The organism is Yoonia maricola (assembly GCF_002797915.1).
GTDB classification, from domain to species: domain Bacteria; phylum Pseudomonadota; class Alphaproteobacteria; order Rhodobacterales; family Rhodobacteraceae; genus Yoonia; species Yoonia maricola.
The window spans coordinates 551,932-573,632 of record NZ_PGTY01000002.1 but is presented as its reverse complement, the minus strand read 5'-3'; the positions used below and the strand labels follow the sequence as shown (position 1 = coordinate 573,632).

At 57.3% G+C, this 21,701-nt stretch carries 24 protein-coding genes; 12 read left to right on the top strand and 12 right to left on the bottom strand.

Annotated features, from left to right (window positions below):
- Positions 1 to 3: 3 nt before the first annotated feature.
- From BC777_RS13010 to BC777_RS12995, 4 genes are read right to left on the bottom strand one after another with little or no spacing between them, the layout of a single operon-like run.
- Complete coding sequence (locus tag BC777_RS13010; RefSeq protein WP_100368594.1) at positions 4 to 507, bottom strand: hypothetical protein; 504 nt, start codon at positions 505 to 507, stop codon at positions 4 to 6.
- Positions 507 to 1,748 (bottom strand): bifunctional folylpolyglutamate synthase/dihydrofolate synthase, encoded by a 1,242-nt coding sequence (locus BC777_RS13005; RefSeq protein ID WP_100368851.1) that lies wholly within the window; start codon positions 1,746 to 1,748, stop codon positions 507 to 509. Before BC777_RS13005 ends, BC777_RS13010 begins: the two co-directional genes overlap by 1 nt.
- Before the next feature lie 29 nt (positions 1,749 to 1,777).
- Positions 1,778 to 2,713: an acetyl-CoA carboxylase, carboxyltransferase subunit beta gene (gene accD, locus BC777_RS13000; protein WP_100368593.1), complete on the bottom strand. Its 936-nt coding sequence runs from the start codon at positions 2,711 to 2,713 to the stop codon at positions 1,778 to 1,780.
- Positions 2,714 to 2,773: 60 nt separating this feature from the next.
- Positions 2,774 to 3,679 (bottom strand): CPBP family intramembrane glutamic endopeptidase, encoded by a 906-nt coding sequence (locus tag BC777_RS12995; protein WP_100368592.1) that lies wholly within the window; start codon positions 3,677 to 3,679, stop codon positions 2,774 to 2,776.
- An 88-nt stretch (positions 3,680 to 3,767) separates the two neighbouring features.
- Here BC777_RS12995 and ilvD point away from each other — a divergent pair, with 88 nt between their 5' ends.
- The 8 genes from ilvD (at position 3,768) to BC777_RS12955 (ending at position 10,167) form a co-directional block, all read left to right on the top strand.
- A complete protein-coding gene (ilvD, locus tag BC777_RS12990; protein WP_100368591.1) occupies positions 3,768 to 5,501 on the top strand; it encodes a dihydroxy-acid dehydratase in 1,734 nt (577 codons plus the stop codon).
- Positions 5,502 to 5,506: 5 nt separating this feature from the next.
- Positions 5,507 to 6,145 (top strand): dihydroxy-acid dehydratase, encoded by a 639-nt coding sequence (locus BC777_RS12985; RefSeq protein WP_100368590.1) that lies wholly within the window; start codon positions 5,507 to 5,509, stop codon positions 6,143 to 6,145.
- Between the two features lie 94 nt (positions 6,146 to 6,239).
- Positions 6,240 to 6,566 carry a hypothetical protein gene (locus BC777_RS12980; RefSeq protein ID WP_100368589.1) on the top strand — a complete coding sequence of 109 codons (327 nt, stop codon included), beginning with the start codon at positions 6,240 to 6,242 and terminating at the stop codon, positions 6,564 to 6,566.
- Between the two features lie 39 nt (positions 6,567 to 6,605).
- Positions 6,606 to 7,739 carry a patatin-like phospholipase family protein gene (locus BC777_RS12975; RefSeq protein ID WP_100368588.1) on the top strand — a complete coding sequence of 378 codons (1,134 nt, stop codon included), beginning with the start codon at positions 6,606 to 6,608 and terminating at the stop codon, positions 7,737 to 7,739.
- Positions 7,740 to 7,822: 83 nt separating this feature from the next.
- On the top strand, positions 7,823 to 8,596 hold the full coding sequence (locus BC777_RS12970) for a DUF6478 family protein (RefSeq protein WP_100368587.1): 774 nt from the start codon (positions 7,823 to 7,825) through the stop codon (positions 8,594 to 8,596).
- Positions 8,597 to 8,607: 11 nt separating this feature from the next.
- A complete protein-coding gene (locus BC777_RS12965; RefSeq protein ID WP_100368586.1) occupies positions 8,608 to 8,964 on the top strand; it encodes a hypothetical protein in 357 nt (118 codons plus the stop codon).
- Positions 8,965 to 9,095: 131 nt separating this feature from the next.
- Positions 9,096 to 9,584, top strand: a complete 489-nt coding sequence (locus BC777_RS12960; protein WP_100368585.1) for a fasciclin domain-containing protein — start codon at positions 9,096 to 9,098, stop codon at positions 9,582 to 9,584.
- Between the two features lie 217 nt (positions 9,585 to 9,801).
- Positions 9,802 to 10,167, top strand: a complete 366-nt coding sequence (locus tag BC777_RS12955) for a hypothetical protein (protein ID WP_100368584.1) — start codon at positions 9,802 to 9,804, stop codon at positions 10,165 to 10,167.
- Positions 10,168 to 10,289: 122 nt separating this feature from the next.
- Here the strand turns inward: BC777_RS12955 and BC777_RS12950 are convergent, their stop codons facing one another.
- Positions 10,290 to 11,132, bottom strand: coding sequence for a sugar phosphate isomerase/epimerase family protein (locus BC777_RS12950; protein WP_245834351.1), 843 nt, complete (start codon positions 11,130 to 11,132; stop codon positions 10,290 to 10,292).
- A complete protein-coding gene (locus BC777_RS12945; RefSeq protein ID WP_100368582.1) occupies positions 11,129 to 12,112 on the bottom strand; it encodes a fatty acid desaturase in 984 nt (327 codons plus the stop codon). The genes BC777_RS12950 and BC777_RS12945 overlap by 4 nt, the downstream gene beginning before the upstream one ends.
- 154 nt (positions 12,113 to 12,266) lie before the next feature.
- Here BC777_RS12945 and BC777_RS12940 point away from each other — a divergent pair, with 154 nt between their 5' ends.
- Positions 12,267 to 14,291, top strand: a complete 2,025-nt coding sequence (locus tag BC777_RS12940; RefSeq protein WP_100368581.1) for an NADPH-dependent 2,4-dienoyl-CoA reductase — start codon at positions 12,267 to 12,269, stop codon at positions 14,289 to 14,291.
- A 63-nt stretch (positions 14,292 to 14,354) separates the two neighbouring features.
- Here the strand turns inward: BC777_RS12940 and BC777_RS12935 are convergent, their stop codons facing one another.
- Together BC777_RS12935 and BC777_RS12930 are read right to left on the bottom strand one after the other, a co-directional pair.
- Complete coding sequence (locus tag BC777_RS12935; protein ID WP_100368580.1) at positions 14,355 to 14,738, bottom strand: RidA family protein; 384 nt, start codon at positions 14,736 to 14,738, stop codon at positions 14,355 to 14,357.
- 94 nt (positions 14,739 to 14,832) lie between these two features.
- Positions 14,833 to 15,744, bottom strand: coding sequence for an NAD(P)-dependent oxidoreductase (locus BC777_RS12930; RefSeq protein ID WP_311135476.1), 912 nt, complete (start codon positions 15,742 to 15,744; stop codon positions 14,833 to 14,835).
- A gap of 296 nt (positions 15,745 to 16,040) precedes the next feature.
- Between BC777_RS12930 and BC777_RS12925 the strand changes: the two genes are divergently transcribed.
- Positions 16,041 to 16,946: a LysR family transcriptional regulator gene (locus BC777_RS12925; RefSeq protein WP_100368578.1), complete on the top strand. Its 906-nt coding sequence runs from the start codon at positions 16,041 to 16,043 to the stop codon at positions 16,944 to 16,946.
- 151 nt (positions 16,947 to 17,097) lie between these two features.
- Here the strand turns inward: BC777_RS12925 and BC777_RS12920 are convergent, their stop codons facing one another.
- The 4 genes from BC777_RS12920 to BC777_RS12905 are packed head-to-tail and all read right to left on the bottom strand — an operon-like array spanning position 17,098 to position 20,048.
- Complete coding sequence (locus BC777_RS12920) at positions 17,098 to 18,036, bottom strand: OmpA family protein (RefSeq protein WP_100368577.1); 939 nt, start codon at positions 18,034 to 18,036, stop codon at positions 17,098 to 17,100.
- On the bottom strand, positions 18,033 to 18,599 hold the full coding sequence (locus tag BC777_RS12915; protein ID WP_168769159.1) for a peroxidase-related enzyme: 567 nt from the start codon (positions 18,597 to 18,599) through the stop codon (positions 18,033 to 18,035). The genes BC777_RS12920 and BC777_RS12915 overlap by 4 nt, the downstream gene beginning before the upstream one ends.
- A gap of 4 nt (positions 18,600 to 18,603) precedes the next feature.
- On the bottom strand, positions 18,604 to 19,329 hold the full coding sequence (locus BC777_RS12910; RefSeq protein WP_100368576.1) for a GNAT family N-acetyltransferase: 726 nt from the start codon (positions 19,327 to 19,329) through the stop codon (positions 18,604 to 18,606).
- Positions 19,326 to 20,048: a competence/damage-inducible protein A gene (locus BC777_RS12905; protein ID WP_100368575.1), complete on the bottom strand. Its 723-nt coding sequence runs from the start codon at positions 20,046 to 20,048 to the stop codon at positions 19,326 to 19,328. Before BC777_RS12905 ends, BC777_RS12910 begins: the two co-directional genes overlap by 4 nt.
- 41 nt (positions 20,049 to 20,089) lie before the next feature.
- Here BC777_RS12905 and sfsA point away from each other — a divergent pair, with 41 nt between their 5' ends.
- Positions 20,090 to 20,791 (top strand): DNA/RNA nuclease SfsA, encoded by a 702-nt coding sequence (sfsA, locus tag BC777_RS12900; protein ID WP_100368574.1) that lies wholly within the window; start codon positions 20,090 to 20,092, stop codon positions 20,789 to 20,791.
- A 56-nt stretch (positions 20,792 to 20,847) separates the two neighbouring features.
- The gene (gene map, locus BC777_RS12895) at positions 20,848 to 21,660 is read left to right on the top strand and encodes a type I methionyl aminopeptidase (protein ID WP_100368573.1); all 813 of its coding nucleotides are present in this window, start codon (positions 20,848 to 20,850) and stop codon (positions 21,658 to 21,660) included.
- The last annotated feature ends 41 nt before the right edge of the window (positions 21,661 to 21,701 follow it).

Sequence of the window (21,701 nt, the reverse complement as noted above, 5' to 3'; positions counted from 1 at the left end):
AACTCAACTCGTTGGCGCATAGACCCGACACAAGGGATCAACCGGAACCGGGCTGACCAGAAAAGGTGTCTCTGGGGGCATCCCGCTTTCTTCGACCCACACCCCGTTGAGGCAGAAATCCTGCGCGAAATTCCCCAGATTGAACCCAAAGCCGGGGTTGCCGCAGTCCATTGCTGTCCCATCAGCGTTCCAGGCTTGGCTGACCCCCAGCCCCATTTCGCCCGGCGTCATAAAGACGCTGCGTGCGGGGTCGTAGTTCAGCAGCCAGCTTGCACCCTCCCGTGCGCTCGCCATATCCCATTTTCCCAACAAACGTTCATTTTGATAGCCCGCGATCCGAAAGAGCGTCACATCGTCTTGCGTGACGATAGGTTTGTTGAGTGACGTGGGGTTGATGCTCATCTGCCCGGTCATCGTATAGCCGTTGGACCCTTTCCAGCAGAAATAGAAATCTGCGGCATGGGCGCCATTGGCTAACAAACATGTGGCCACTGCCAGCGCTTTCATCACGTCTCATTCTCCCGCATCACATGCCCCGCCAGATAGAGCGATCCGCAGATCAGGATGCGCGCATTTGGGGTCTGGGCCGTGATTGCCCTGATCGCGCCTTGCACATCATCTGCCACCTGCGCAGGCAGGCCAACTTTCTCAGCCTCCGCCGCCGTCTGATCCGCAGGGATCGTTGCTGTCTCACCCGGAATTGAAACAGCCGTCAGCGTCTGGGCCACCCCCGCCAAATGTCGCAGGTAGCCGCTGATGTCCTTGGTGTTCAACATTCCGCAGATCAGATGGGTTGGTCTGGGCGGTTGGCCGCGCAGCGTATCGGCGAGGGCCTGTCCGGCGGCGGGATTATGCCCGCCATCAAGCCATAGCTCGGCCGGTGCGGCCAGATCGACCAAAGCACCTTCGGTCAGTTTTTCCATCCGCGCGGGCCAATAGGCACCGGTCACCGCCGCCTCGCTAGCCGCCTCATCCTTGCCCAACGCGCGCAGGGCCACGATGGCACTGCCAGCGTTCATGATCTGATGCGGGCCGGGCAGGTTCGGGAGAGGCAGATCAAGCAACCCGTGGTCATCTTGATAGATCAATCGATCACGCTCTACGCTCACATGCCAATGCTGACCATAGGCCAGAAGCGGAGCGCCGAGCGCGGCCGCCTTTGCCTCGATCACATCCATGCTTTCGTCGTGCTGCGGGCCGACAACGCAGGGTATGCCGCGTTTGATGATGCCCGCTTTCTCACCCGCGATGGCGCTCAGCGTATTGCCAAGGAACTGTTGATGGTCCAGATCAACCGGCGTGATAATCGTGATGGCAGGATCAGCGATCACATTGGTTGCGTCGAGACGCCCGCCAAGGCCGACTTCCAACAATGTATAGTCGGCAGGGGTTTCGGCAAAAGCCAAGAGGCCCGCAACCGTCGTGATCTCAAAATAGGTGATCGGGTCCGGGCCATTCGCAACATAACAGCGGTCCAGCACATCGGTAAGCGCCTCTTCTGTGATCAGCTCTCCGGCCAGCCTTATCCGTTCGTGAAACCGGGCCAGATGCGGTGATGTGTAAGCGTGGACTTTGGCACCACCCGCCTCCAGCCCCGCGCGGATCATTGCTTGGGTGGAACCCTTTCCGTTGGTCCCGGCCAGATGGATCACAGGCGGCAGATGATCTTGCGGGTTACCCACTGCCGCCAGCAGCCGCCATACGCGGTCCAAGGTCAGATCAATGACCTTGGGGTGCAAGGCCATCATCCGCTCCAGGATCACGTCAGAGGTTTGCGTCACTTCTCGGCTGCTTCCGCCGCTTCGATTTCCTCGGCGGCTTCGGATTGGATTTCAGGGGCGGGCAAGTCGCCCTTTACCGGGGCTGGCTGTTTCATCAAGAGGCGCGCGATTGTTACCAGTTCATCCTTGAGGTCCGTGCGTTTCGTCACCCGGTCCAGCATCCCGTGATCCAGCAGGTATTCGGCGCGCTGGAACCCTTCGGGCAGTTTTTCACCAATCGTTTGTTCAATCACCCGCGCCCCGGCAAAGCCGATGAGCGCATTGGGTTCGGCGATCTGCACATCGCCCAACATCGCATAGGAGGCCGTCACACCACCGGTGGTGGGATGGGTCAGAACCACGATGTAAGGCAAACCCGCCTCTTTCAGCATCTGCACCGCAATCGTGGTGCGCGGCATCTGCATCAAACCAAGAATGCCTTCTTGCATTCGCGCGCCGCCAGCGGCGGAAAACAGGATCAGCGGGCGCCCCAGTTCAATCGCCCGTTCAGCCGCCGCCACAATCGCATTGCCCACATACATCGACATCGACCCGCCCATGAAGGAAAAATCCTGCACGGCAACAACTACGCCCGTGCGCCCCATCTCGCCTTCGGCCACCAGCATCGCGTCTTTTTCGCCGGTTTTCTTGCGGGCCTCCTTGATCCGATCTGTATACCGTTTCTGATCACGGAAATGCAGCGGATCTACAGTCGGTTCTGGCACCTCCACTTCGACAAAAACGCCGCCATCAAAGATCGATGTCAGGCGGTCCCGCGCCCCAATCGCCATGTGGTGATCGCAATTGGTGCAGACGTTCAGATTATCCGCCAGTTCGCGGTGAAACAGCATCGTGCCGCAGTTATCGCATTTGGTCCAAAGATTATCCGGCACCTCCCGGCGCGAAAACAACGAGTTGATCGTAGGGCGGACATAGTTGGTGATCCAGTTCATCGGCGCAGCCTTTAAGGGATGTTCTACATTTCAAATATGACGGAGTGTGGCGAAATGCAATCAGCGCCGAATGGCAATGCGTGCTGCCAGCCAGATGATCAGAACCGAAAGGGCCGACATGATCATGCTGAAGATCACCCATGTGGTGCCTTCGGCAATAATCTCGGCACTCAGCACATCAGGATCAAAGTACGCAAGAAGCACCAGCGCCAGCCCTGAAAACGGCCAATCCTGAATGCCCACAAACATGGTCGCCACGACGTTCACACCAAAATGCAGCCCGATAGCTGCACCAAGCGACCCGGTGCGCGCTGTCAGATCGGCGCAGGCCAACCCCAAGAGACCCGCCCAGACAGCATAGACAGTCCCCTCTGGCGGGCTATTGCCATTCCAATAGTGCACTGCCCCGAACAGCGCGGACGGCAGCACCATCCAGACCCATGGGTTACTTGAGATACAGGCTAGCTGCTGCTGCAAATACCCCCGAAAGACCAGTTCTTCGGTGCTGACCTGAATGAAAATAACCAAAAGGCTGACTGGCGCCAGCAGGAGCCATAAGGGAATGGAACGCACCTCAGCCACCTCGCCCCAGGACCCGAATGGCAGGATAATCTGGACGAAGAACTGCAGCCCTGCGACGGCGACCGCCACTTTGCGTAAATCCGTCAGCGCCCGGCGGTACGGCCCAACCAGCGACCAAAACCCCCGCCTGTGAAAAAATTGCACTATTTTTACAAGGACATAGGCCGATATGCCGAATGTCGCAAAGGACAGCAACGACCCCATGGGCGTTGTCATTTCGTAAAGGTCGGCGTTCAGCGACGCCGGTAGCATCAGATAGACCAAAACCGGCGCAAGGTAGAAAGCGACCACATAGATCACCGTGACCGAAAAGACGTGGCGCAAACTTGGCTCTGCCCTTGCCGGTTGGATGAAGTCTTCGTGGGGGGCGTAGTTGTGGCGCATCGCAAACTGTTGTCAGGCTTTGTGCCCTTGCGCAACTGCGGCCCGCTATTTAGACCGTTTCTAACGATTTCGCGAGGAGACACCCCAGATGCCTAAAGATCAGGTTGATAAGAAACACCTTCCCAGCCGCCATGTGACCGAAGGGCCCGCGCGCGCGCCGCACCGGTCTTATTTTTACGCAATGGGTCTGGATGAGGAAGCGATCAAGCAGCCTTGGGTGGGTGTCGCGACATGCTGGAACGAAGCAGCCCCCTGTAACATCGCCCTGAACCGTCAGGCGCAATCGGTCAAGCTGGGCGTGAAAAAGGCCAACGGGACGCCCCGCGAGTTTACCACGATTACGGTGACTGACGGCATCGCGATGGGGCATGAAGGGATGCGGTCCTCGCTCGCCTCGCGTGAGGCGATCACCGACACGGTTGAACTGACGATGCGCGGGCACTGCTATGATGCGCTGGTCGGCCTTGCGGGCTGCGACAAATCCCTGCCGGGCATGATGATGGCGATGGTCCGTCTGAACGTGCCGTCCGTCTTTATCTACGGCGGTTCGATCCTGCCGGGCCGTCTTGATGGCAAGGACGTGACGGTTCAGGACGTGTTCGAAGCCGTGGGCAAGCACCAAGCCGGCAATATGTCTGACGCGGAACTGGAAGTGCTTGAGCGCGTGGCCTGCCCATCGGCTGGTGCTTGTGGCGGTCAGTTCACCGCCAACACGATGGCCTGTGTGTCTGAAGCAATCGGCCTTGCGTTGTTGAATTCATCCGGCGCGCCTGCGCCTTACGAAAGCCGCGACCAATACGGCATCGCCTCTGGCGAGGCGGTTATGAACCTGATCGAAAAGAACATCCGCGCGCGTGATGTTGTGACCCGCAAGTCACTGGAAAATGCAGCGCGTGTTGTCGCCTGTACAGGTGGCTCGACCAACGCGGGCTTGCACCTGCCTGCCATTGCGCATGAGGCAGGGATTGATTTCGACCTCTTTGATGTCTGTGAAATCTTCCGCGACACGCCCTATTTCGTCGATCTGAAACCGGGTGGTCAGTATGTGGCTAAAGACCTTTACGAGGCAGGCGGCGTGCCTGTTGTGCTGAAGGAACTGCGCAAAGCGGGTCTGATCCATGAAGATTGCATGACAGCCTCTGGCCGGACCATAGGCGAAGAACTGGATATGATCAAAGGCGAGGCCGACAATAAGGTTATCTATTCCATAGAAAACCCACTGACACCAACAGGTGGCGTTGTTGGTCTGAAGGGTAACCTTGCCCCCGAGGGTGCGATTGTGAAGGTCGCGGGTATGAATACCCAAGAACAGTCGTTCACGGGTCCAGCCCGCTGCTTTGAGTCCGAAGAAGAAGCGTTCGAAGCGGTCAAGGCGCGCCAGTATGAGGAAGGCGAAGTCATCGTCATCCGGAATGAGGGCCCCGCTGGTGGGCCGGGTATGCGCGAGATGTTGGCGACGACCGCCGCGCTGTCTGGCCAAGGTATGGGCAAGAAAGTGGCTCTGATCACCGATGGCCGCTTCTCGGGCGCGACGCGCGGGTTCTGCGTGGGACATGTGGGGCCGGAGGCCGCACACGGCGGGCCGATTGGCCTGTTGCAGAACGGCGACGTGATCACGATCAACGCGATCACAGGTGAGTTGAAAGTGGACCTGAGCGACGTAGAACTGGCGGAACGCAAGGCGAACTGGAAAGGCCCGAAAGAGACGATCTATGCCTCTGGCGCTTTGTGGAAATACGCCCAACTGGTCGGCGGTGCACGGCTTGGTGCGGTCACACATCCCGGTGCGAAGTCTGAAAAACACATCTACATGGATCTCTGACCCTGATGATCCGTTTTATTGCCGTGCTTTGCGGGGTGCTGTCTGTCACAGCCTGCACCCTGACCGATACAGCCACGTCACCCGCCACAAGATCTGTCGCACTGGGCGAAGGGGCAGTGGTTGCAACCACCCCTGAGGGCTATTGCGTAGATGAAGTGGCCAGCCAGACAGCACGCGATTTTGCGATCCTCGCACCCTGCGCCACTTTGGGGGCGCAGGCGGGCGTGCCAAGTGTGATCGGGTTTGCAACGGTTCAGGTTGGCCCGGCAGAAAGCGGCAGCGCTGCTGTCGATGAACTGGCCTTGCGGGACTATCTGATCACAGAGGATGGAGCGCGGTTGTTAAGCCAAAGCGGGGATGCCGCAGATGTCGATATCCTGTCCAGTCAGGCTTTTAACAGTCAGGTGATGGTCCATTTTGCCGATGCAGGCCCACCACCCTTTGCCGGGTTGCAACAGGAAGAATGGCGCGCATTTACGAATATCAACGGTCGTTTGGTAACCATCGGCGTGCGCGGCCTTGCCGCGGCCCCGCTGACCGAGGGGCCTGGTGCGACACTGCTCAAGCTGATCCTTGCAGGCGTGCAGGCGGCAGCAACAACCATTGAAGAAGCAACACCCGAGACATCACCTAACGCCGGATAGGCGAAAGTGTGAATGCATTTTTTCTTGAAGCCCCGGCGACGGAATTCGTGATGCCTCGCGTATATCCCGTGATCCTTGAAAACAAGGATGACACATGTGCGAGGCAATCATGAATACTTTCTTCTCAAAACAACTGACAATCTGGTGCATTGCAGCAGCAACTGTGGTGCCAATGGCAGCCACGGCCCAAAACGGCCCACCCCCCGGTCCACCGCTTGATGAATTGGCAGCTGATCTCCATGTCCCCACTGCGGCTTTGGAAACCTGCATGCCTCGCCCGGCCGAAGGCGCACGCCCTCAACGCCCTGATCCGGCAGCCATTGCCAACTGTCTGAAAGCCGAAAACCCTGCTGTAACACAACAGATCGTTGCACAAGTTTTGGAAGACAACGCGCCTGAACAACCGCGGCGTTCAAACTAACGGCTTTCAAACAGCGCGATACCAAGGAGGTCATTGCGGATGATGCGCAGCTTTTGCGAGGCCACCAGTTTGGGCAGGCGTCGCTTTCTACTTGGGTTGACGGCAACCTCTTTTGTCGCGGCCTGCGCCGAACAATCCACTGAAATCGTGGCGACGCGCGCGTTATCCGCCATGGAAGATCCATTGGCGGGCCTACGTTTTCAAGCGGATGCGGATGTGGATATCTGGGCGCGCCATCTGGATCTGTCGCGCCTGACAGCCAAGCCACAAATGCTGGCGTTATCAGGCGGCGGTGAGGACGGTGCGTTTGGAGCTGGCGCCTTGTGCGGCTGGTCGCAGACGGGGCAGCGGCCGGATTTTGATATCGTCACCGGGGTGTCAACGGGCGCATTGATTGCACCGATGGCCTTTCTGGGCGCGGACAGGGATGAGGCGTTGCAACATATGTTCCTGGATCATGATGCTGACGATATCATGCGGTTCCGCGGACTTGCCGCGGTATCCAGTGATGGCATTTATGATACCGCCCCGCTTGCCGATCTGATCGCCACCTATACACCTACCCCGGTGATGGAAGCGATCACCCGCAAACATGAGGCAGGCGGCCGCATGTTCGTTGTAACTGCCAACCTTGCCACATCCCGCGCGATTGTCTGGGACATGGGCGAGATTGCCAAAGCCGGGTTCTACGATCTTTTTCGATCCGTGATCCGCGCGTCAGGCGCCCTGCCCGGATTGTTCTCACCTGTAAAAATCCACTTTGACCATGAAGGCGAAACCATGGTCGAAACACATGTGGATGGTGGCATTCAGATGCAGTTTCTGGCAACACCCCCCGCCGCATTTGAAGTCAGCTCCAACGCCGCACAGGGTGGCGCGGCCTACCTGTTGATCAACAACACCCTTGATCCTGAACCTCAGAAAAGCGCCGAAACCGCCTTGGGCATTTCGCAGCAGGCGATGACCGCGATGGTGCGGTCCAGTGCAGCATCTTCGGTCAACACAGCCCGTCTGCTGGCCCATGATCATGGATTGGGATTTCGCGTGACCTCAGTAAGTGCCGACAGTGGCATTCACTATGACCCAAGCGACCGGTTTTCGTCCCGGTATATGGCGGCGATGTTTGCGCATGGATATGATCGTGCTGTATCCGGCGCGCTTTGGGCGCCGTGAATATCCGCCATCGGCCAACCTAAGCGGTTTTCAAAGTAGTCCTTGTTTGGCACACTCTGCCACGACCAAAGGAAAAGACCGCGATGCCCATCCCCCTGCCCGGCCCGCTTGACCGGTTCCTGCAACGCCGCGCGGTTGCGCGTTGGCGCAGGGCTGTCAAAGACGTGCCAAAGATGGACCTCACCGCACTTGCCCGCGAGAATGAAGCGGCCAAGACGCTGCACCGCCACGCGGGCGCTTTCCGGCACGCGGCGGACAGCAGGCTTGCGCTGCCCCGGATTGGATCGACCACCTTCCCGCAACCGCCCGGCACCGACTGGGCATGGCGGCCCCAGCTGTGGCGTGCAGCAGTCACGCCACATGGCATCGCACCCGCGTTGTCAAAAATGGAGATGACATCTGAACTTGTCATCTTTCATGACTGCAAACGCGCGGAGGTCAGCCTGCGTCAAACTCGCAATGCTCGCGCCACGGATCTGGCCCCTTTCGGGGTTACGCTACAGGCCTTTCATTTTGAAGGCAGCTATCTATCACTGGTGGTCGAAATTCCGCAGGCATCTTGTGAAGGGCTGCGTAAACGGCATCTTATTCGCCTTGCCGGGGTGATTGAACGTGAGCGACCAACGCAGATCTATGCTCGACTGAACGTCAAGAACGGGCCCAATACCGAACAGATCTTGTTGACCTTACCAGATGACAAACCCGAAACCATGGTTGAGTTTGATCTGGCCTATAGCGGCCTGAACGAAAAACGCGCAGAGCGGATGTGGGTTGATCTGATGATCGAAAAACCGGCCATGAACCAGATTACTATCCGCCACCTGACCCTCTGCCGCTATCCGCGTGCGGACATCTAAGGACAAGCCTGATGCAGTTTATAAATGCCCAAATCACCGCAGGCGTTTGGCAGGGCGATCTTGTCGGCGCAGGGAGCAAGCAACCTGACCTGCATGTAACACATCTGGGACAGACGCTGGATCAGGTCACTTGCACGCGAGACGCAAAGCAAGATGTTTGGCGCGTCGCCATCCCCATACCCAGCGCCTTGATCAGCGATGGCGTGCAGACCTTTGTTATCAACGACGACTGCGGCAGCACGATTGGCAGCTTTGCCATCATCTGTGGTGAGCCGCTGACTGACGACCTACGCGCCGAGATTACTTTGCTGCGCAGTGAACTGGATTTACTCCAAAAGGCCTTCCGCCAGCATTGCGCGGACAGTTAGGGCGCCCCCTACGTGTGAATGCATCAACTGGATGCGTTTAATACGGTCCATAAACTCATTGTCAGAATGACAACCAATCCGGTCGAGCCCCCGTAACAACTTCGTTAACAGGGACTGAAAGGAACACCCCCATGAACCGTCGTTTTGCTATCAAATCATCCATCCTCGCCGCTGGCGTTGCCATCGCTGCCGCATGCGCACCGATGGAGAGCGAGCCTGATATCGTCGACATCGCCGCCTCCAACGGCAGCTTTAACACGCTGGTCGCCGCTGTAACTGCGGCTGACCTTGTCGATACGCTGAAAAGCGAAGGTCCCTTCACCGTCTTCGCACCAACTGACGAAGCCTTTGCCGCACTGCCAGCGGGCACTGTCGACAGCCTGCTTCTGCCAGAAAACAAGGATCAGCTGGTTGCGATCCTGACGTACCACGTTGTGCCCGGTGCGGTGACTTCTAACCAGTTGGCGGGCCAGCATCTGGACGTTGTAACGGTCAACGGCGCCGAAGTGCGCGTGAACGGCAGCAATGGCGTGAAAGTGAACGTCGCTACCGTGACAACAGCGGACATCATTGCCTCAAACGGCGTGATCCACGTGATTGACAGCGTTCTGCTGCCTTAAGTCAGACCGGATAAGCCCAACCGCTTCCTCTCTCCGGATGCGCGGTTGGGTGGCCCGTAAAGGGCATCCCTTTGCCCCATCGCTACAAAGCGGTGGGGTTTTTTGATTGGGCGAACGGCTGGATTGAGCCCAAAGTGCTTGATGCTGCACCTTGCTGCAATGACCGCAATGCGATTAGATGCGGTGACTGCAACAACTTGAACCAGAAGGGGTTCCCGTGAAATCCATCAGAGCCTTAGCAAGCATTTTGGTATTGGCTGCCTCGGATGCATCCGCTCAGGATGTTCGGTGGCAACTGGTGGATGCCGGTGTCTTGAACCACTCGTCTTACGGCACGGGCATTGAGATGCGTATACAACCCGATCCAGTCCCAGAAGGCTTGTTTGGCGATGACAACGTGGATGAACTTTTGCTAGCGCTTTGCAACCACTATGCGCCGTCCGTCATTCCGTTTGTGCGGCAGCAGACAGATATCGAACAACCGAACTTCATCGCAGTTCGCGTAGTTTCAGGAGGGGCGTTTGGCCGATATATATTGGAAGCATACACGATTGCAGATGGGCGTTGTGGAGCGGCCATCTAAGCCCAGGTTTTCCAAGCTGACCCGTCTGCGGGGTAGTGCGTGTCATTGTTTCGATGGAACCCAAAAGTTGCCATTGGCGCAGCCGCAGCGAAAGCACGCTTTGTCCGCACAACAGACCTTCCCTACCCATCTCCGCCCAAATCATCCCAAATCTCCTGCACCCAGCCTTTGATCACCTGCGCTTCTTCCCAACGGTTTGACATCTCGGCACCGTCTGGCCCGGTCATTGCGTATTCCGGTGGTCCCAACTCGCACACAAAGACGCAGTCCCCTGACGCGTTCCGCGCCCGCCAGTCGGCCAGCCCTTCGCGCCACCAGCCTTTGAACAACTCTACCCATTTTTGATTTTGCGGAAAATCCAGTTGCAATTGGATTTGCTGCCGCGATGCCACCCGCCCCTGGAAGCTGTCTGAGCGTTGCAGGATGCGGCTCATCAACCCGAGGTCATGATCGGACAGGGGGAACCAAAATTCGCGGTCCACGACGTAATGCGACAGGTCCGCGCAAATTCGCATGTCAGGGATGCGGTCGAGCAGTTGCAGCGTGGTATAAAGGTCGTTGGTGATGCAGTTGCGATGGGTCTCGAACTGGATTGGCACGCCGATGCGGTCGGACATGCCCATCCACGTCTCGATCACTGGTACCATGTCGTCAAGGGCGATGGGCATGACTTGACCGATCACATCGACGAACGGCGCGCCAAAATCGGCGGCCATGTGCAGGGTGTCTTCGAGGCTTTCAATGGTTTTGGGGAAGGCGACGATTAGCGGTGTGAGGCCGTTCGCCTCCATATGTGGCCTGACGGCATGGACAACAGCCACGTCAGAGGCACCCAGATCAATCGCCATGCCATCAAAGCCTGCTCCGCTCACCATTTCGCAAACCTGATCGTAGGGCAGTTTCACGCCCGTCTGGTCATGCGGCTGCATCGCCCAAAGCGAGGTGTAGATTTTGAGTTGCCTCACTCGGCAGGCATCCGCGTCACACGCCCGCCGCTGCGCGGAATGATCCAGACCTCATCCATCGGATATTGGCTTTCGTCTTTTGCCATCAGCTTGCCAATGACCTCGCGCTGGAATTCCACCCAGCCCATGCGGTGCACTTCGCCTGCCTTATCTTCGATCCGATCGTTCAATTCGCGTAGCTTCCAGAACGGCACAGCGGGGAACGTGTGGTGTGCTGTGTGATAAGGCATCTGCCAGCACAGCCAGTTTTGCAGTGCATTAGCGCGGGTCGAGCGGGTGTTTTCCATGATGTCATTGTCATGGGACAGCCCCAGATGCTCGATCGTGTTTTGCAGCTGGTGAATGGGTTTGGTCAGGACCATCGGAATGATCCAGAATGTCAGCGCAGCCCATGATGAGAAGATCACCGAAAGCAGCGCAATCACGGCATAGCCCAGCACATGCAGGCGGCTTTCAAAGATCACGCGGGCTTCTTCCTCGGTGCGAATGAAGGGCTCGACAATTACCCCATAGGCGCGGCGCGACACGCCTAAGACGCGATTGCGCCAATACGTGATCCCACTGAGCCACAAAAGGTAGGTCGTCAGCGTATAGGGTTCGCGCACCAACTCGCCATCGCGTTCCCAGTCTTGCGTGTATTGGTGATGCGCAAAATGCATGATCTGGTCGAAATCGCGCGGGAATATCTGGATGAAACCAATGATGCGCCCGAAGACTTCGTTCAGTTTGCGGGTTTTGAAAACGGTCGCATGGGACAGCTCGTGCTGGGCGGCGTAAAGAAAGTTCAGCAGGACGCCCAAGGCAAGACCCGTCACCCAAACCCAACCGGTACCCAAGGCCTGCGCATGTAACACGCCAACAACCACAATTGCGCCCACATGACTGGCCATTTGCAGCCCGCCTTGCAGATCAGATCGTTCTGACAATGCCCGCAGTTCAGCCGGTGTCAGCAACTTGCGCCGGGAAAAGCTCGCTTCCATTTTCCAGTCCTTTCTTAGTCGCCCGACAGCCTACCGCAGCGCGCCCATTTCGCAAAACCTTTCGCACTGGCCAGATCGCCACGGATATTACGCGACGTTGAGGGTGACGTCGCCATCAGCTTTCGCCATGATTGCCCAAAGTGGAGGCACCTTTATGACCAAATATCCCAATCTTTTGTCCCCCCTCGATCTGGGTTTCACGACACTGAAGAATCGTGTGCTCATGGGGTCAATGCACACCGGGTTGGAGGAGACGAAGGATTGGAACCGCGTCGCGGAGTTCTATGCCGAACGTGCGCGCGGGGATGTCGCGTTGATGGTCACTGGTGGCATGGCACCAAATGCCGAGGGTGGTGTGTTTCCCGGTGCCGGCGGTCTTTACACCGATGAAGACATCGCCAACCACCGCATCGTGACCGACCGGGTGCATGATGCGGACGGCAAAATTGCGATGCAGATTTTGCATGCTGGGCGTTACGCGTATTCCCCTGCGTGTGTAGCACCCTCTGCGGTCAAATCCCCGATCTCGCCTTTTCCACCGAAAGAGCTGGACGAAGATGGGATTGAGAAACAGATCAGCGATATCGTAACCGCCGCGACCCGCGCGAAGGAGGCGGGTTATGACGGGGTCGAGGTGATGGGCTCTGAGGGGTATTTCATCAACCAATTCCTCGTCACCCATACCAACAAACGCACCGACCGCTGGGGTGGGTCTTACGAGAACCGGATGCGCCTGCCAGTTGAGATTGTGCGGCGGGTGCGTGAGGCGGTGGGAACAGACTTTATCGTGATTTACCGGCTGTCGATGATTGATCTGGTGCCGAACGGATCGACTTGGGAAGAAGTCGTGCAACTCGCCAAGGCAGTAGAGGCTGCGGGTGCCACGATCCTGAACACTGGCATCGGCTGGCATGAGGCGCGTATTCCGACGATTGCCACCTCTGTGCCCCGTCGCGCGTTCACATGGGTGACCAAAAAGCTGATGGGCGAGGTGCAGATCCCGATCATCACATCCAACCGGATCAATATGCCAGAGGTGGCCGAAGGTGTTCTGTCCGATGGGTGCGCCGATATGGTCAGCATGGCCCGTCCTTTCCTTGCAGATGCCCATTTCGTGGCGAAAGCCAAGGCGGGCAAAGCGGCAGAGATCGCACCCTGTATTGCCTGCAACCAAGCCTGTCTTGACCATACGTTCAGCGGGAAATTGTCGTCCTGTTTGGTGAACCCACGTGCGTGCCACGAGACAGAACTGACCATCGACGTCACTGATACCGCTAAGAAAGTCGCCGTTGTCGGCGCAGGCCCCGCTGGTCTGTCTGCGGCGCTGACGGCGGCGGAACGTGGTCATGCTGTTACGATCTTTGATAAGGCCGATGAAATTGGCGGCCAATTGAACATGGCCAAGCAGGTACCGGGGAAGGAAGAGTTCTGGGGACTGGTCGATTACTACCGTACGATGGTCGCCAAAGCGGAGATCACCTTGCAGATGGGTACCACGGCAACGCCAGAGGCACTGGCGGGTTTTGATGAGATCATCATCGCCACCGGTGTCGCCCCGCGTGATCCCGCAATTCCCGGTCAAGATGGTCCGAATGTGCTGTCCTACATTGATGTGCTGCGCGGGAAAGCGAAGGTTGGCAAGAGCGTGGCGATTGTTGGTGCAGGTGGTATCGGTTTTGATGTGGCAGAGTTCCTTGTCACCGACGACAGCCCGACCGAAGATTTGGATGAATGGCTTGCCGAATGGGGGGTCGGTGATCCTGCGCAAACGCGCGGCGGGTTGCGGCCAGAGGGGCCTCAGCCTGAAGCGCCCGTGCGGCAGGTTACCCTGTTGCAGCGCAAGCCCGAGAAGCTTGGTAAGCGGTTAGGCAAAACCACTGGCTGGATTCATCGCGCCGGTTTGCAGATGAAGAATGTGCAGATGGTTGGCGGCGTGAACTATGAAAAAATTGACGCCGAAGGGCTGCATGTCAGCCATGGTGAGGCGCGCGAGAACCCAAAGGTGATCGCAGCAGACACGATTGTGCTATGCGCCGGACAGGTGCCGGAGCGCAGCTTGGCGGATGAGTTGATCGCCCAAGGCCGCTCGGTCCATGTGATCGGCGGTGCAGATGTGGCGGCAGAGCTAGATGCAAAACGCGCGATTGACCAAGGGACCCGGCTGGCGGCGCAAATCTGACACCAATAGTACAGCACCTAAATTGGTAGTGGTGGCATTTGGTACGTCAGAAACTATTCGGCTTCACGTACACAGTTGGTAGCTCTCACGTTGAGCAGCGATAGCCGTGATTTCGATAAGTGTGACGTCGTCGCCCAAGTCGGCCCCAACGCATGCTCTTTGCGGCCAATTTTCAGATGCTCCGATCCAATCGCACCACACTACATCCATTTTCGACTTCATCGTCATATCGCTTAGGAAAACAGTGACCTGAAGGAGTGCGTCTTTTCCACTTCCCACCTCTCGCAGTTTGGCATCAAGAAAGCGCAGGCAGTTTCGTGTTTGCGCCTCAATGCCTTCCGCAGCGTCGGGATCATAAGCGACCAGAAAAGCCATACCATTGAAGGTAACAGCATCGCTTCGCCCTTCTTTAGTGCTGACAATACGTTTGATATCCACTGTTTTCACCCAACGATCTGCTTATTGGTTCAGATCTTCAATAGCAGACATTTACACCCCATAAACCAGCTGCGGTAAATCGCTGATACTCCACGCAGCGGTATCAGTCTTTGCCCGGCGGCAGCCCATTCATCTTGGCGACGTAGTCAACCAGATGCGGCACATAGTCTTCTGCACCATCACCACCCATGTTGACCGCTGCGGCAAAGGTATTCTTGATCGCAGTGCCAACAGGGTTTGCTATCGATGCCCCATCAGCCATATTCGCCAGATATCGGGTATCCTTATAGGCATTGGTCAGTGTGAACTTATGGGCCTCTGTGTTCCCTTCCAACGCATAGCCCATGAAGGTTTGATAGAACCCACAATCCATGCGCGATCCGCGGATCACGCTGTCAAACTGGTCCACACTGATGCCAACCTTGCGCCCCAGCGCCATCGCCTCTGCATACATCGCGGCATAGCCCATCGACAGAAAGTTGTTGAGTAGTTTCATTTTGTGGCCCATCCCAGTTGGCCCCAAATGCACGACTGATGCCGCCCAGCAATCAATCACAGGCTTGATCCGTGCAAAGATGTCATCCGATGCGCCAACCATCGTACTAAGCGCGCCTGCCTCTGCCTGCACCGGTGTGCCGCCAAGCGGAGCATCGGCAAGGTGACACCCCTGGCCCTCAAGTATTGCAGCCAGCTTTTCGGTCGAGGCCGGATCGGAGGTGGAGCAATCAACGATGACGCTGCCCTTGCGTAGGCCGGGCACTAACCCGGCGATGATCCCCTCAACCTGAGGAGAACCGGGAGCGCAGATATGGATGACGTCAGAGGCCTGGGCCAATGCGGCAAGATCGGTCGCCTCTGTCGCACCTTGCGCGACGAGGTCATCAACAGACGCCCGATTGCGGTACGCGATGACCGTCACCGTATGGCCCGCAGCAAGGATGTTCTTTGCCATGCCATGACCCATCAGACCGACACCAATGAAACCTATGTTTTCGTTTGTCATTTCATTCTCCACATTTTGTTGATGTCATCCTGCCATTTGGGTCTATCGCCGATGGCCGTCAGATGAAAGGAACCTGCTTAGGGCCAGACATCTACAGACCAAGTCGCAACTAAAAAACCTTTTAAACAACGCCCCATGCCTGCGGAGTGTTGCATCCATGGATCAACAATGTCGCGCGAATTGCTGTTTCCACCGCAGCATCAAAACCGATTCATACCCCCTTATTGTCAGGCATTTGTCCCATTCCTGCCCGATTTCATCCTCAAACAGGAAACAACGGTATTAAAAAAGAGTGCTAGGAAGTTCATATGGATCGTCTGACGGAAATGGAGGCCTTTGCCACTGTTGTGGACCAGGGTGGCTTTACAGATGCGGCCAAAAAGATGGGCATCTCCAAATCTGCTGTTTCCAAACATGTGTCTTCGCTAGAGGCCCGCCTTGGCGCGCGCCTGTTGAACCGCACCACCCGTCGCGTCAGCCCGACAGAGATTGGACTGGCCTACTATGACCGTGCCCGCCGCGTGCTGAACGACGCAGGCGAGGCTGATGCACTGGTCACATCCATGCAATCTGCGCCATCGGGCCTGCTGCGCATCAGTGTGGCGACTGATTTTGGTGTGAACCATCTGTCGCCTGTATTGGGCGACTTTCTGAGCGAATTCCCTGACATCACTGTCAACATGGCGCTGAACAACCGCTATGTTGAATTGATCTCGGAAGGCTTTGACATGGCCGTCCGCATTGGAGAGCTGGAAGATAGCACCCTGCGCGCGCGCAAGCTGACCGACACGACCAAACGCATGATCGCAAGCCCTGCTTATTTTGAGCAGTATGGCCGCCCCGAAAAGATTGACGACCTGAACGAGCACAAGCTGCTGCATTACTCTAATCAGGCCAATTCAGCCGTTTGGAAACTGACTGCCCCCTCCGGCGAAAAGCGCCAGGTGCGCACCGCGGGATGGCTGACCGTGAATGATGGGCAATCGCTTTTGAATGCCTGCATCGGCGGGCTTGGTATCGCTTATCTGCCCAGCTTTCTTTACGCCGAAGCCATGCGCGAAGGTTTGGTTGAGGTGGCAATTCCCGACCTTCCCGTTGAAACGCAAGGCATTTACGCGGTGTATCCGCCAGGCCGTTTCACACAACCGAAAGTACGCGCTTTCATTGATTTTCTGGCCCATGCCTTTGCCGACAAAGGCCCTGATATTTGGTAATTTTCCCAAGGTGTTTTTATCACCTAACTGGCGCGGCCGTGTTTTGGCCGCGCTTTTTTGTTGGGCCCTGAGATGCTCGCTGACCAAGGGGCTTTCATATAGAGGCTGACAAGCATCAGTCATGCACGCCAAATCCATCACTGCCGGTTCGCTAATCCTCTGTCGATGTGACAATCACTTCGACCCGCCGGTTTGCTTCGCGCCCTGCCTCTTGCAGGTTTGACGCAATCGGCGCGAGGTATCCCATCCCTTCGGCCGCCAATTGCGCCCGGTTTACGTTGTATGTGCTGACCAAACGCTCAAGCACAGACGCGGCACGGCGTTTTGACAGGGCGATATTCGCCTCGAGCGTGCCGGACGAATCTGTGTGCCCGACAAGTGCAACTGTCCTGCTGGGGAAGGCAGCAAGATAAGCGGCCAGCGCCTGCAATGATGCGAACTCTGCATCTGCCAGTCGCGCTGATCCGGTTTCAAACGTCAGATCGGCCAGAACGGCGCGCCCGACATCATCAAGCTGGTCAGCTAGTGTGGCATCAGGTGCTGCACCAAAGGCGCGCAACGGTGGTTCATTGGCCTGCGCGATGGGCTCAGGTGCTTCCGCCATCGGGCCGACATGGGTGATCTGAACAAAACCTGCACTTGTTGTGCGGCTGGCCATGAGCGTCAGATATTCAGGGCCGTCTGCACCTATTCGCTGTGCGGCAAGAAAGCGAAAATCACCGATGTTGATGCGCATATCGGGTGGCGGCAGTGTTTCGACGCTAAAACGAAAATCGAACCCCCCGCAGGCCTCGGTCTGGCATTCAAAGATGATCTGATACCGGTCATTGCGCAGCTGTTCACGCAATGGCCGCACCAATTGCAGGGTCGTCAGCGATGCCGCCGCGATCCGCCAGACTTGTTGCGTGACGCGGCCTTCAACCGTTTGGGTGGGCATTTCGCCACGATCCCAGATGCCGCGCGGCATCACATAGCTGTCGGCGTCGCGCACCACTTCCGTCTGCAAATTGGCGTTGCTGGGAAAATCCAGCGTTTGGGCCTGCGCCATGCTACCGGCAACGGCCAGAAGGGCAGCGCACATGCGGATCATCGGGCGAGGGCGTGGTATTCGTCGTTTGGCCGCATATCAGTGGCCGAGGCGATGCGGTTGCTCATATTGTAAAAACCTGCCGTCGCGGCGATATCCCAAATGTCACGGTCCGAAAACCCGACCTGTCGTAGCGCATCGCGGTCTTTTTCTACGATCGTGGCGCTGGCCACGGTCATTTGTTCGGCAAAACCCAGCATCGCCTTTTGCCGCGCATCCAGATCGGCGACCCGCCAGTTCATCACCAGCATTTCACCCAGTTTGGGATCGCCCGACAACTGGCGCACGGACGCCCCATGCGCTGTCAGGCAGTAATAGCATTTGTTGATAGAAGATACGACCACAGCGATCATTTCGCGTTCCAGCTTGGACAGACCGGAATCTGCCAGCATCACGTCATTGTAGAGCGCGGTAAACGCGTTCAACTTGTCGATATCAAAGGCATAAGCTTGGAGCACATTGGGCACCATCCCCAGTTTTTCCTGGCAGATATCAAAGTATTTCTGGGTGGCGTCGGGCAGTGGGTCAACCATTGGCAGATCAAGGGCGGTGGGTTGGTCGGTCAAGGGATCACTCCGGCAAAGTCCTATAGTGGTACTGTCCCACAAGCGTCATGCCGAGGGAAGAGTAGAGCGCGTTTGCGGCATCATTTGCCTGTGTGGTCACCAAGGTCAGATAATCCGCGCCGTTGTCTTGCGCCCAGAACGCAGCAGCCCGCGTCAGATGCTGCGCAAGCCCTTGTCGGCGATGGTCCTTGCTGATCTCTAGTGCGTGGATCATCGCGCAATCTGCGGCAATACCGACAAAGACCGTGCCTGCGGGCCGGTCATTCAGCCGCCCCATCAGCGTGGTTTTTGGGTCAGGCGCGCGCTCCATCACGGCCAAGCGCCCCGGACCGATGCCACCGGCAGCCCATACCTCAGCTTGGGCGGCAAGGGGTGGCCAGATTTCAAAGCTTGTCACCGGCGGGGGACGTTCAGTTGCGACCTTCGCGATGGGTACAGCATAAAGGTTGACCGGATCCTTGATCACATAACCCCGCGCAGCAAGGTCCCGGTCAAGCCTGTCATCCCCTTCACGGATCATGAAAAGCGGTGTTTGTCCGGCCTGATGCATCACCGCTTCCGCTTGCGGGATATCGGCATCCGTCACCCGTCCTTCTGCTGTGGCGGCACTCACCCGGCTGCTGCCGCTGTTATCCAGCCTGACCGTCCACGGACCATGTGTTTGCTTGGCCGCAGGCGGCCATGTGCCATCAACCACCGCGTAAAGCTTTTGCACTGTTGGAAGGCTCATCCGGGGAACCGCGCCTCCAGTGTTGTCATCGCTCTCTCCAGCAAGGTGGCATCGCTACCGCGCACGACGATGTTGCAGCCATAGCTGCCATCTCTTTGAAACGGGTAGGATCCGACGGAAAGATCGGGGAACTCTGCGGCAAAAACGCCCAAAGGTGCGGCGATATCCCCTTCGCCCATCATCAAACGCAAGGTCCGTGACAACAGCGGTGCGCCGCCTGTCAGTGTGGGCAGGACACTGGCCACCATCGCTTTGAATACAGACGGTACACCCGCCATCACATGCACGTTTTCAAGGCTGAACCCCGGTGCGGTGCTGACCGGGTTGTCAATCAATGTGGCCCCATCTGGGATACGCGCCATGCGCAGTCGCGCATCATTCAGATCCAGACCAGACCGGTCGTAGTGGGCCTGAAGCAAGGCCCGCGCATCATCACGTATATCAATATGCGCCTTAAAGGCCGCAGCGATACAATCGGCAGTGATGTCATCATGCGTCGGGCCAATGCCCCCGCTGGTAAAGACGTGATCGTAACCGCCCGACAGCGCCCGGACCGCAGCGATGATCGCATCGCGGTCATCGCTGACAACGCGCACCTCTTTCAGGTCGATACCTACTTCAGTCAACTGCCCGGCAAGGTAGTGCATATTCGCGTCGCGCGTTCGTCCTGAAAGGATTTCATCGCCTATCACAAGCATCGCGGCGGTGGGGTTGGGCATGGGGTGTTCTCCTGTCTTATGTAAAAGGTTATAGCGTGCCCATGGAATTTGCCACGCCCCTTGTCCCTGCCCGTCTGATCCGCCGCTACAAACGGTTTCTGGCCGATGTACGGCTTGAAGATGGGCGCGAAGTGACAGCCCATTGCGCGAACCCCGGATCAATGCTGGGGCTGGCCGAGCCGGGAATGAAAGTCTGGCTGGAACCCAATGATGACCCCAAAAAGAAACTCAAGTTCGGGTGGCGCTTGGTGGACCACGAGAATGGACATTTTACCGGTGTTGATACGTCGGTCCCGAACCGTGCCCTGAAGGCCGCCTTGATGGCGCATCAGGTGCCGGGGTTGCCTGCCTATGATCTGGTGCGGTCAGAGGTAAAGTACGGTGAAAACAGCCGGATTGATTTTCTGCTCAGTGGCGGTGGCCCCGATACGTATGTTGAAGTGAAAAGCGTGACTTTGTCGCGCCAATCGGGACTGGCCGAATTCCCCGACAGCGTGACGGCGCGTGGGGCAAAGCATTTGGCGGAACTGGGACGCATGGTAAATGCAGGCCATCGCGCGATTATGTTCTATCTCGTCCAGCGTACAGATTGCACCACGATGACTTTGGCCGCTGATATTGACCCCACCTATAAAGCCGCTTTTGATAATGCCGCAGTCGCGGGCGTGACCGTTCTGGCGCAATCCTGTATGATAAGCCCCGAGGCAATCACTCTTGGTGATCCGATCCTGTTCCAACCCTAGAATTTGGCGCAGCTTTCGCCTATGTCGCCAGTAACACCGCAAAAGGAACGACCCCGTTGGAAACGAATACAGCGCATCTGACCAAAGATGGTATCCGGATTTACGAGTCTGGCGACTTTGCCGGCATGGCAAAGGCAGGCGCCTTGGCCGCGCAAATTCTGGATGACATCGCGGCCCATGTCATGCCCGGCCAGACAACCGGTGAGCTGGACCGTTTGATCACCCAGTGGGTTGAAGATGCTGGCGCTGTATCGGCCACGATCGGCTACAAAGGTTATCAGCACGCAAGCTGTATTTCGGTCAACCATGTAGTCTGTCACGGCATCCCCGGCGACAAAAAGCTGAAGGATGGTGATATCCTGAATATCGACGTCACTGTCATCTTGGACGGCTGGTTTGGCGATACCAGCCGCATGTATGTTGCAGGCAACCTGCCCCGCAAAGCCGAACGTTTGATCCAAGTCACCCATGATGCCCTGATGAAAGGGATCGAGGCGGCCAAGCCCGGCAATACCTTTGGCGATATCGGCTATGCCATTCAGCTTTATGCCGAAAGTCACCGCATGTCTGTTGTTCGCGATTTTTGCGGGCATGGGCTGGGCCGTGTATTTCATGCCCCACCCAATGTGCTGCACTACGGTCGCCCCGGCACCGGTGCACGGCTTGAGGAAGGGATGTTCTTTACCATTGAACCGATGATCAATCTGGGCCGTCCAGAAACCAAGGTTCTGGGCGATGATTGGACCGCAGTGACCCGCGACAAATCACTTTCCGCGCAGTTTGAGCATTCCATTGGGATCACCACAGATGGGTGCGAGATTTTTACCCTCTCGCCCAGCGGTAAGTTTCATCCGACCTACGGTGGCTAAGCATAGAGGGAAAATCGCCTGCAATTTCCCCTCTTGCGAAT

What these genes read in the sequence shown, in the direction of transcription:
- BC777_RS12975 (WP_100368588.1), top strand. Translation starts at nt 6,606, where the DNA reads ATGATGCGCAGCTTTTGCGAGGCCACCAGTTTGGGCAGGCGTCGCTTT.
- BC777_RS12925 (WP_100368578.1), top strand. Translation starts at nt 16,041, where the DNA reads ATGGATCGTCTGACGGAAATGGAGGCCTTTGCCACTGTTGTGGACCAG.
- BC777_RS12905 (WP_100368575.1), bottom strand. Translation starts at nt 20,048, where the DNA reads ATGCCCAACCCCACCGCCGCGATGCTTGTGATAGGCGATGAAATCCTT.
- BC777_RS12965 (WP_100368586.1), top strand. Translation starts at nt 8,608, where the DNA reads ATGCAGTTTATAAATGCCCAAATCACCGCAGGCGTTTGGCAGGGCGAT.
- accD (WP_100368593.1), bottom strand. Translation starts at nt 2,713, where the DNA reads ATGAACTGGATCACCAACTATGTCCGCCCTACGATCAACTCGTTGTTT.
- ilvD (WP_100368591.1), top strand. Translation starts at nt 3,768, where the DNA reads ATGCCTAAAGATCAGGTTGATAAGAAACACCTTCCCAGCCGCCATGTG.
- BC777_RS12920 (WP_100368577.1), bottom strand. Translation starts at nt 18,036, where the DNA reads ATGATCCGCATGTGCGCTGCCCTTCTGGCCGTTGCCGGTAGCATGGCG.
- BC777_RS12940 (WP_100368581.1), top strand. Translation starts at nt 12,267, where the DNA reads ATGACCAAATATCCCAATCTTTTGTCCCCCCTCGATCTGGGTTTCACG.
- BC777_RS12995 (WP_100368592.1), bottom strand. Translation starts at nt 3,679, where the DNA reads ATGCGCCACAACTACGCCCCCCACGAAGACTTCATCCAACCGGCAAGG.
- BC777_RS13005 (WP_100368851.1), bottom strand. Translation starts at nt 1,748, where the DNA reads ATGATGGCCTTGCACCCCAAGGTCATTGATCTGACCTTGGACCGCGTA.
- BC777_RS12960 (WP_100368585.1), top strand. Translation starts at nt 9,096, where the DNA reads ATGAACCGTCGTTTTGCTATCAAATCATCCATCCTCGCCGCTGGCGTT.
- BC777_RS12970 (WP_100368587.1), top strand. Translation starts at nt 7,823, where the DNA reads ATGCCCATCCCCCTGCCCGGCCCGCTTGACCGGTTCCTGCAACGCCGC.
- BC777_RS12985 (WP_100368590.1), top strand. Translation starts at nt 5,507, where the DNA reads ATGATCCGTTTTATTGCCGTGCTTTGCGGGGTGCTGTCTGTCACAGCC.
- BC777_RS13010 (WP_100368594.1), bottom strand. Translation starts at nt 507, where the DNA reads ATGAAAGCGCTGGCAGTGGCCACATGTTTGTTAGCCAATGGCGCCCAT.
- BC777_RS12945 (WP_100368582.1), bottom strand. Translation starts at nt 12,112, where the DNA reads ATGGAAGCGAGCTTTTCCCGGCGCAAGTTGCTGACACCGGCTGAACTG.
- BC777_RS12980 (WP_100368589.1), top strand. Translation starts at nt 6,240, where the DNA reads ATGTGCGAGGCAATCATGAATACTTTCTTCTCAAAACAACTGACAATC.
- sfsA (WP_100368574.1), top strand. Translation starts at nt 20,090, where the DNA reads ATGGAATTTGCCACGCCCCTTGTCCCTGCCCGTCTGATCCGCCGCTAC.
- BC777_RS12910 (WP_100368576.1), bottom strand. Translation starts at nt 19,329, where the DNA reads ATGAGCCTTCCAACAGTGCAAAAGCTTTACGCGGTGGTTGATGGCACA.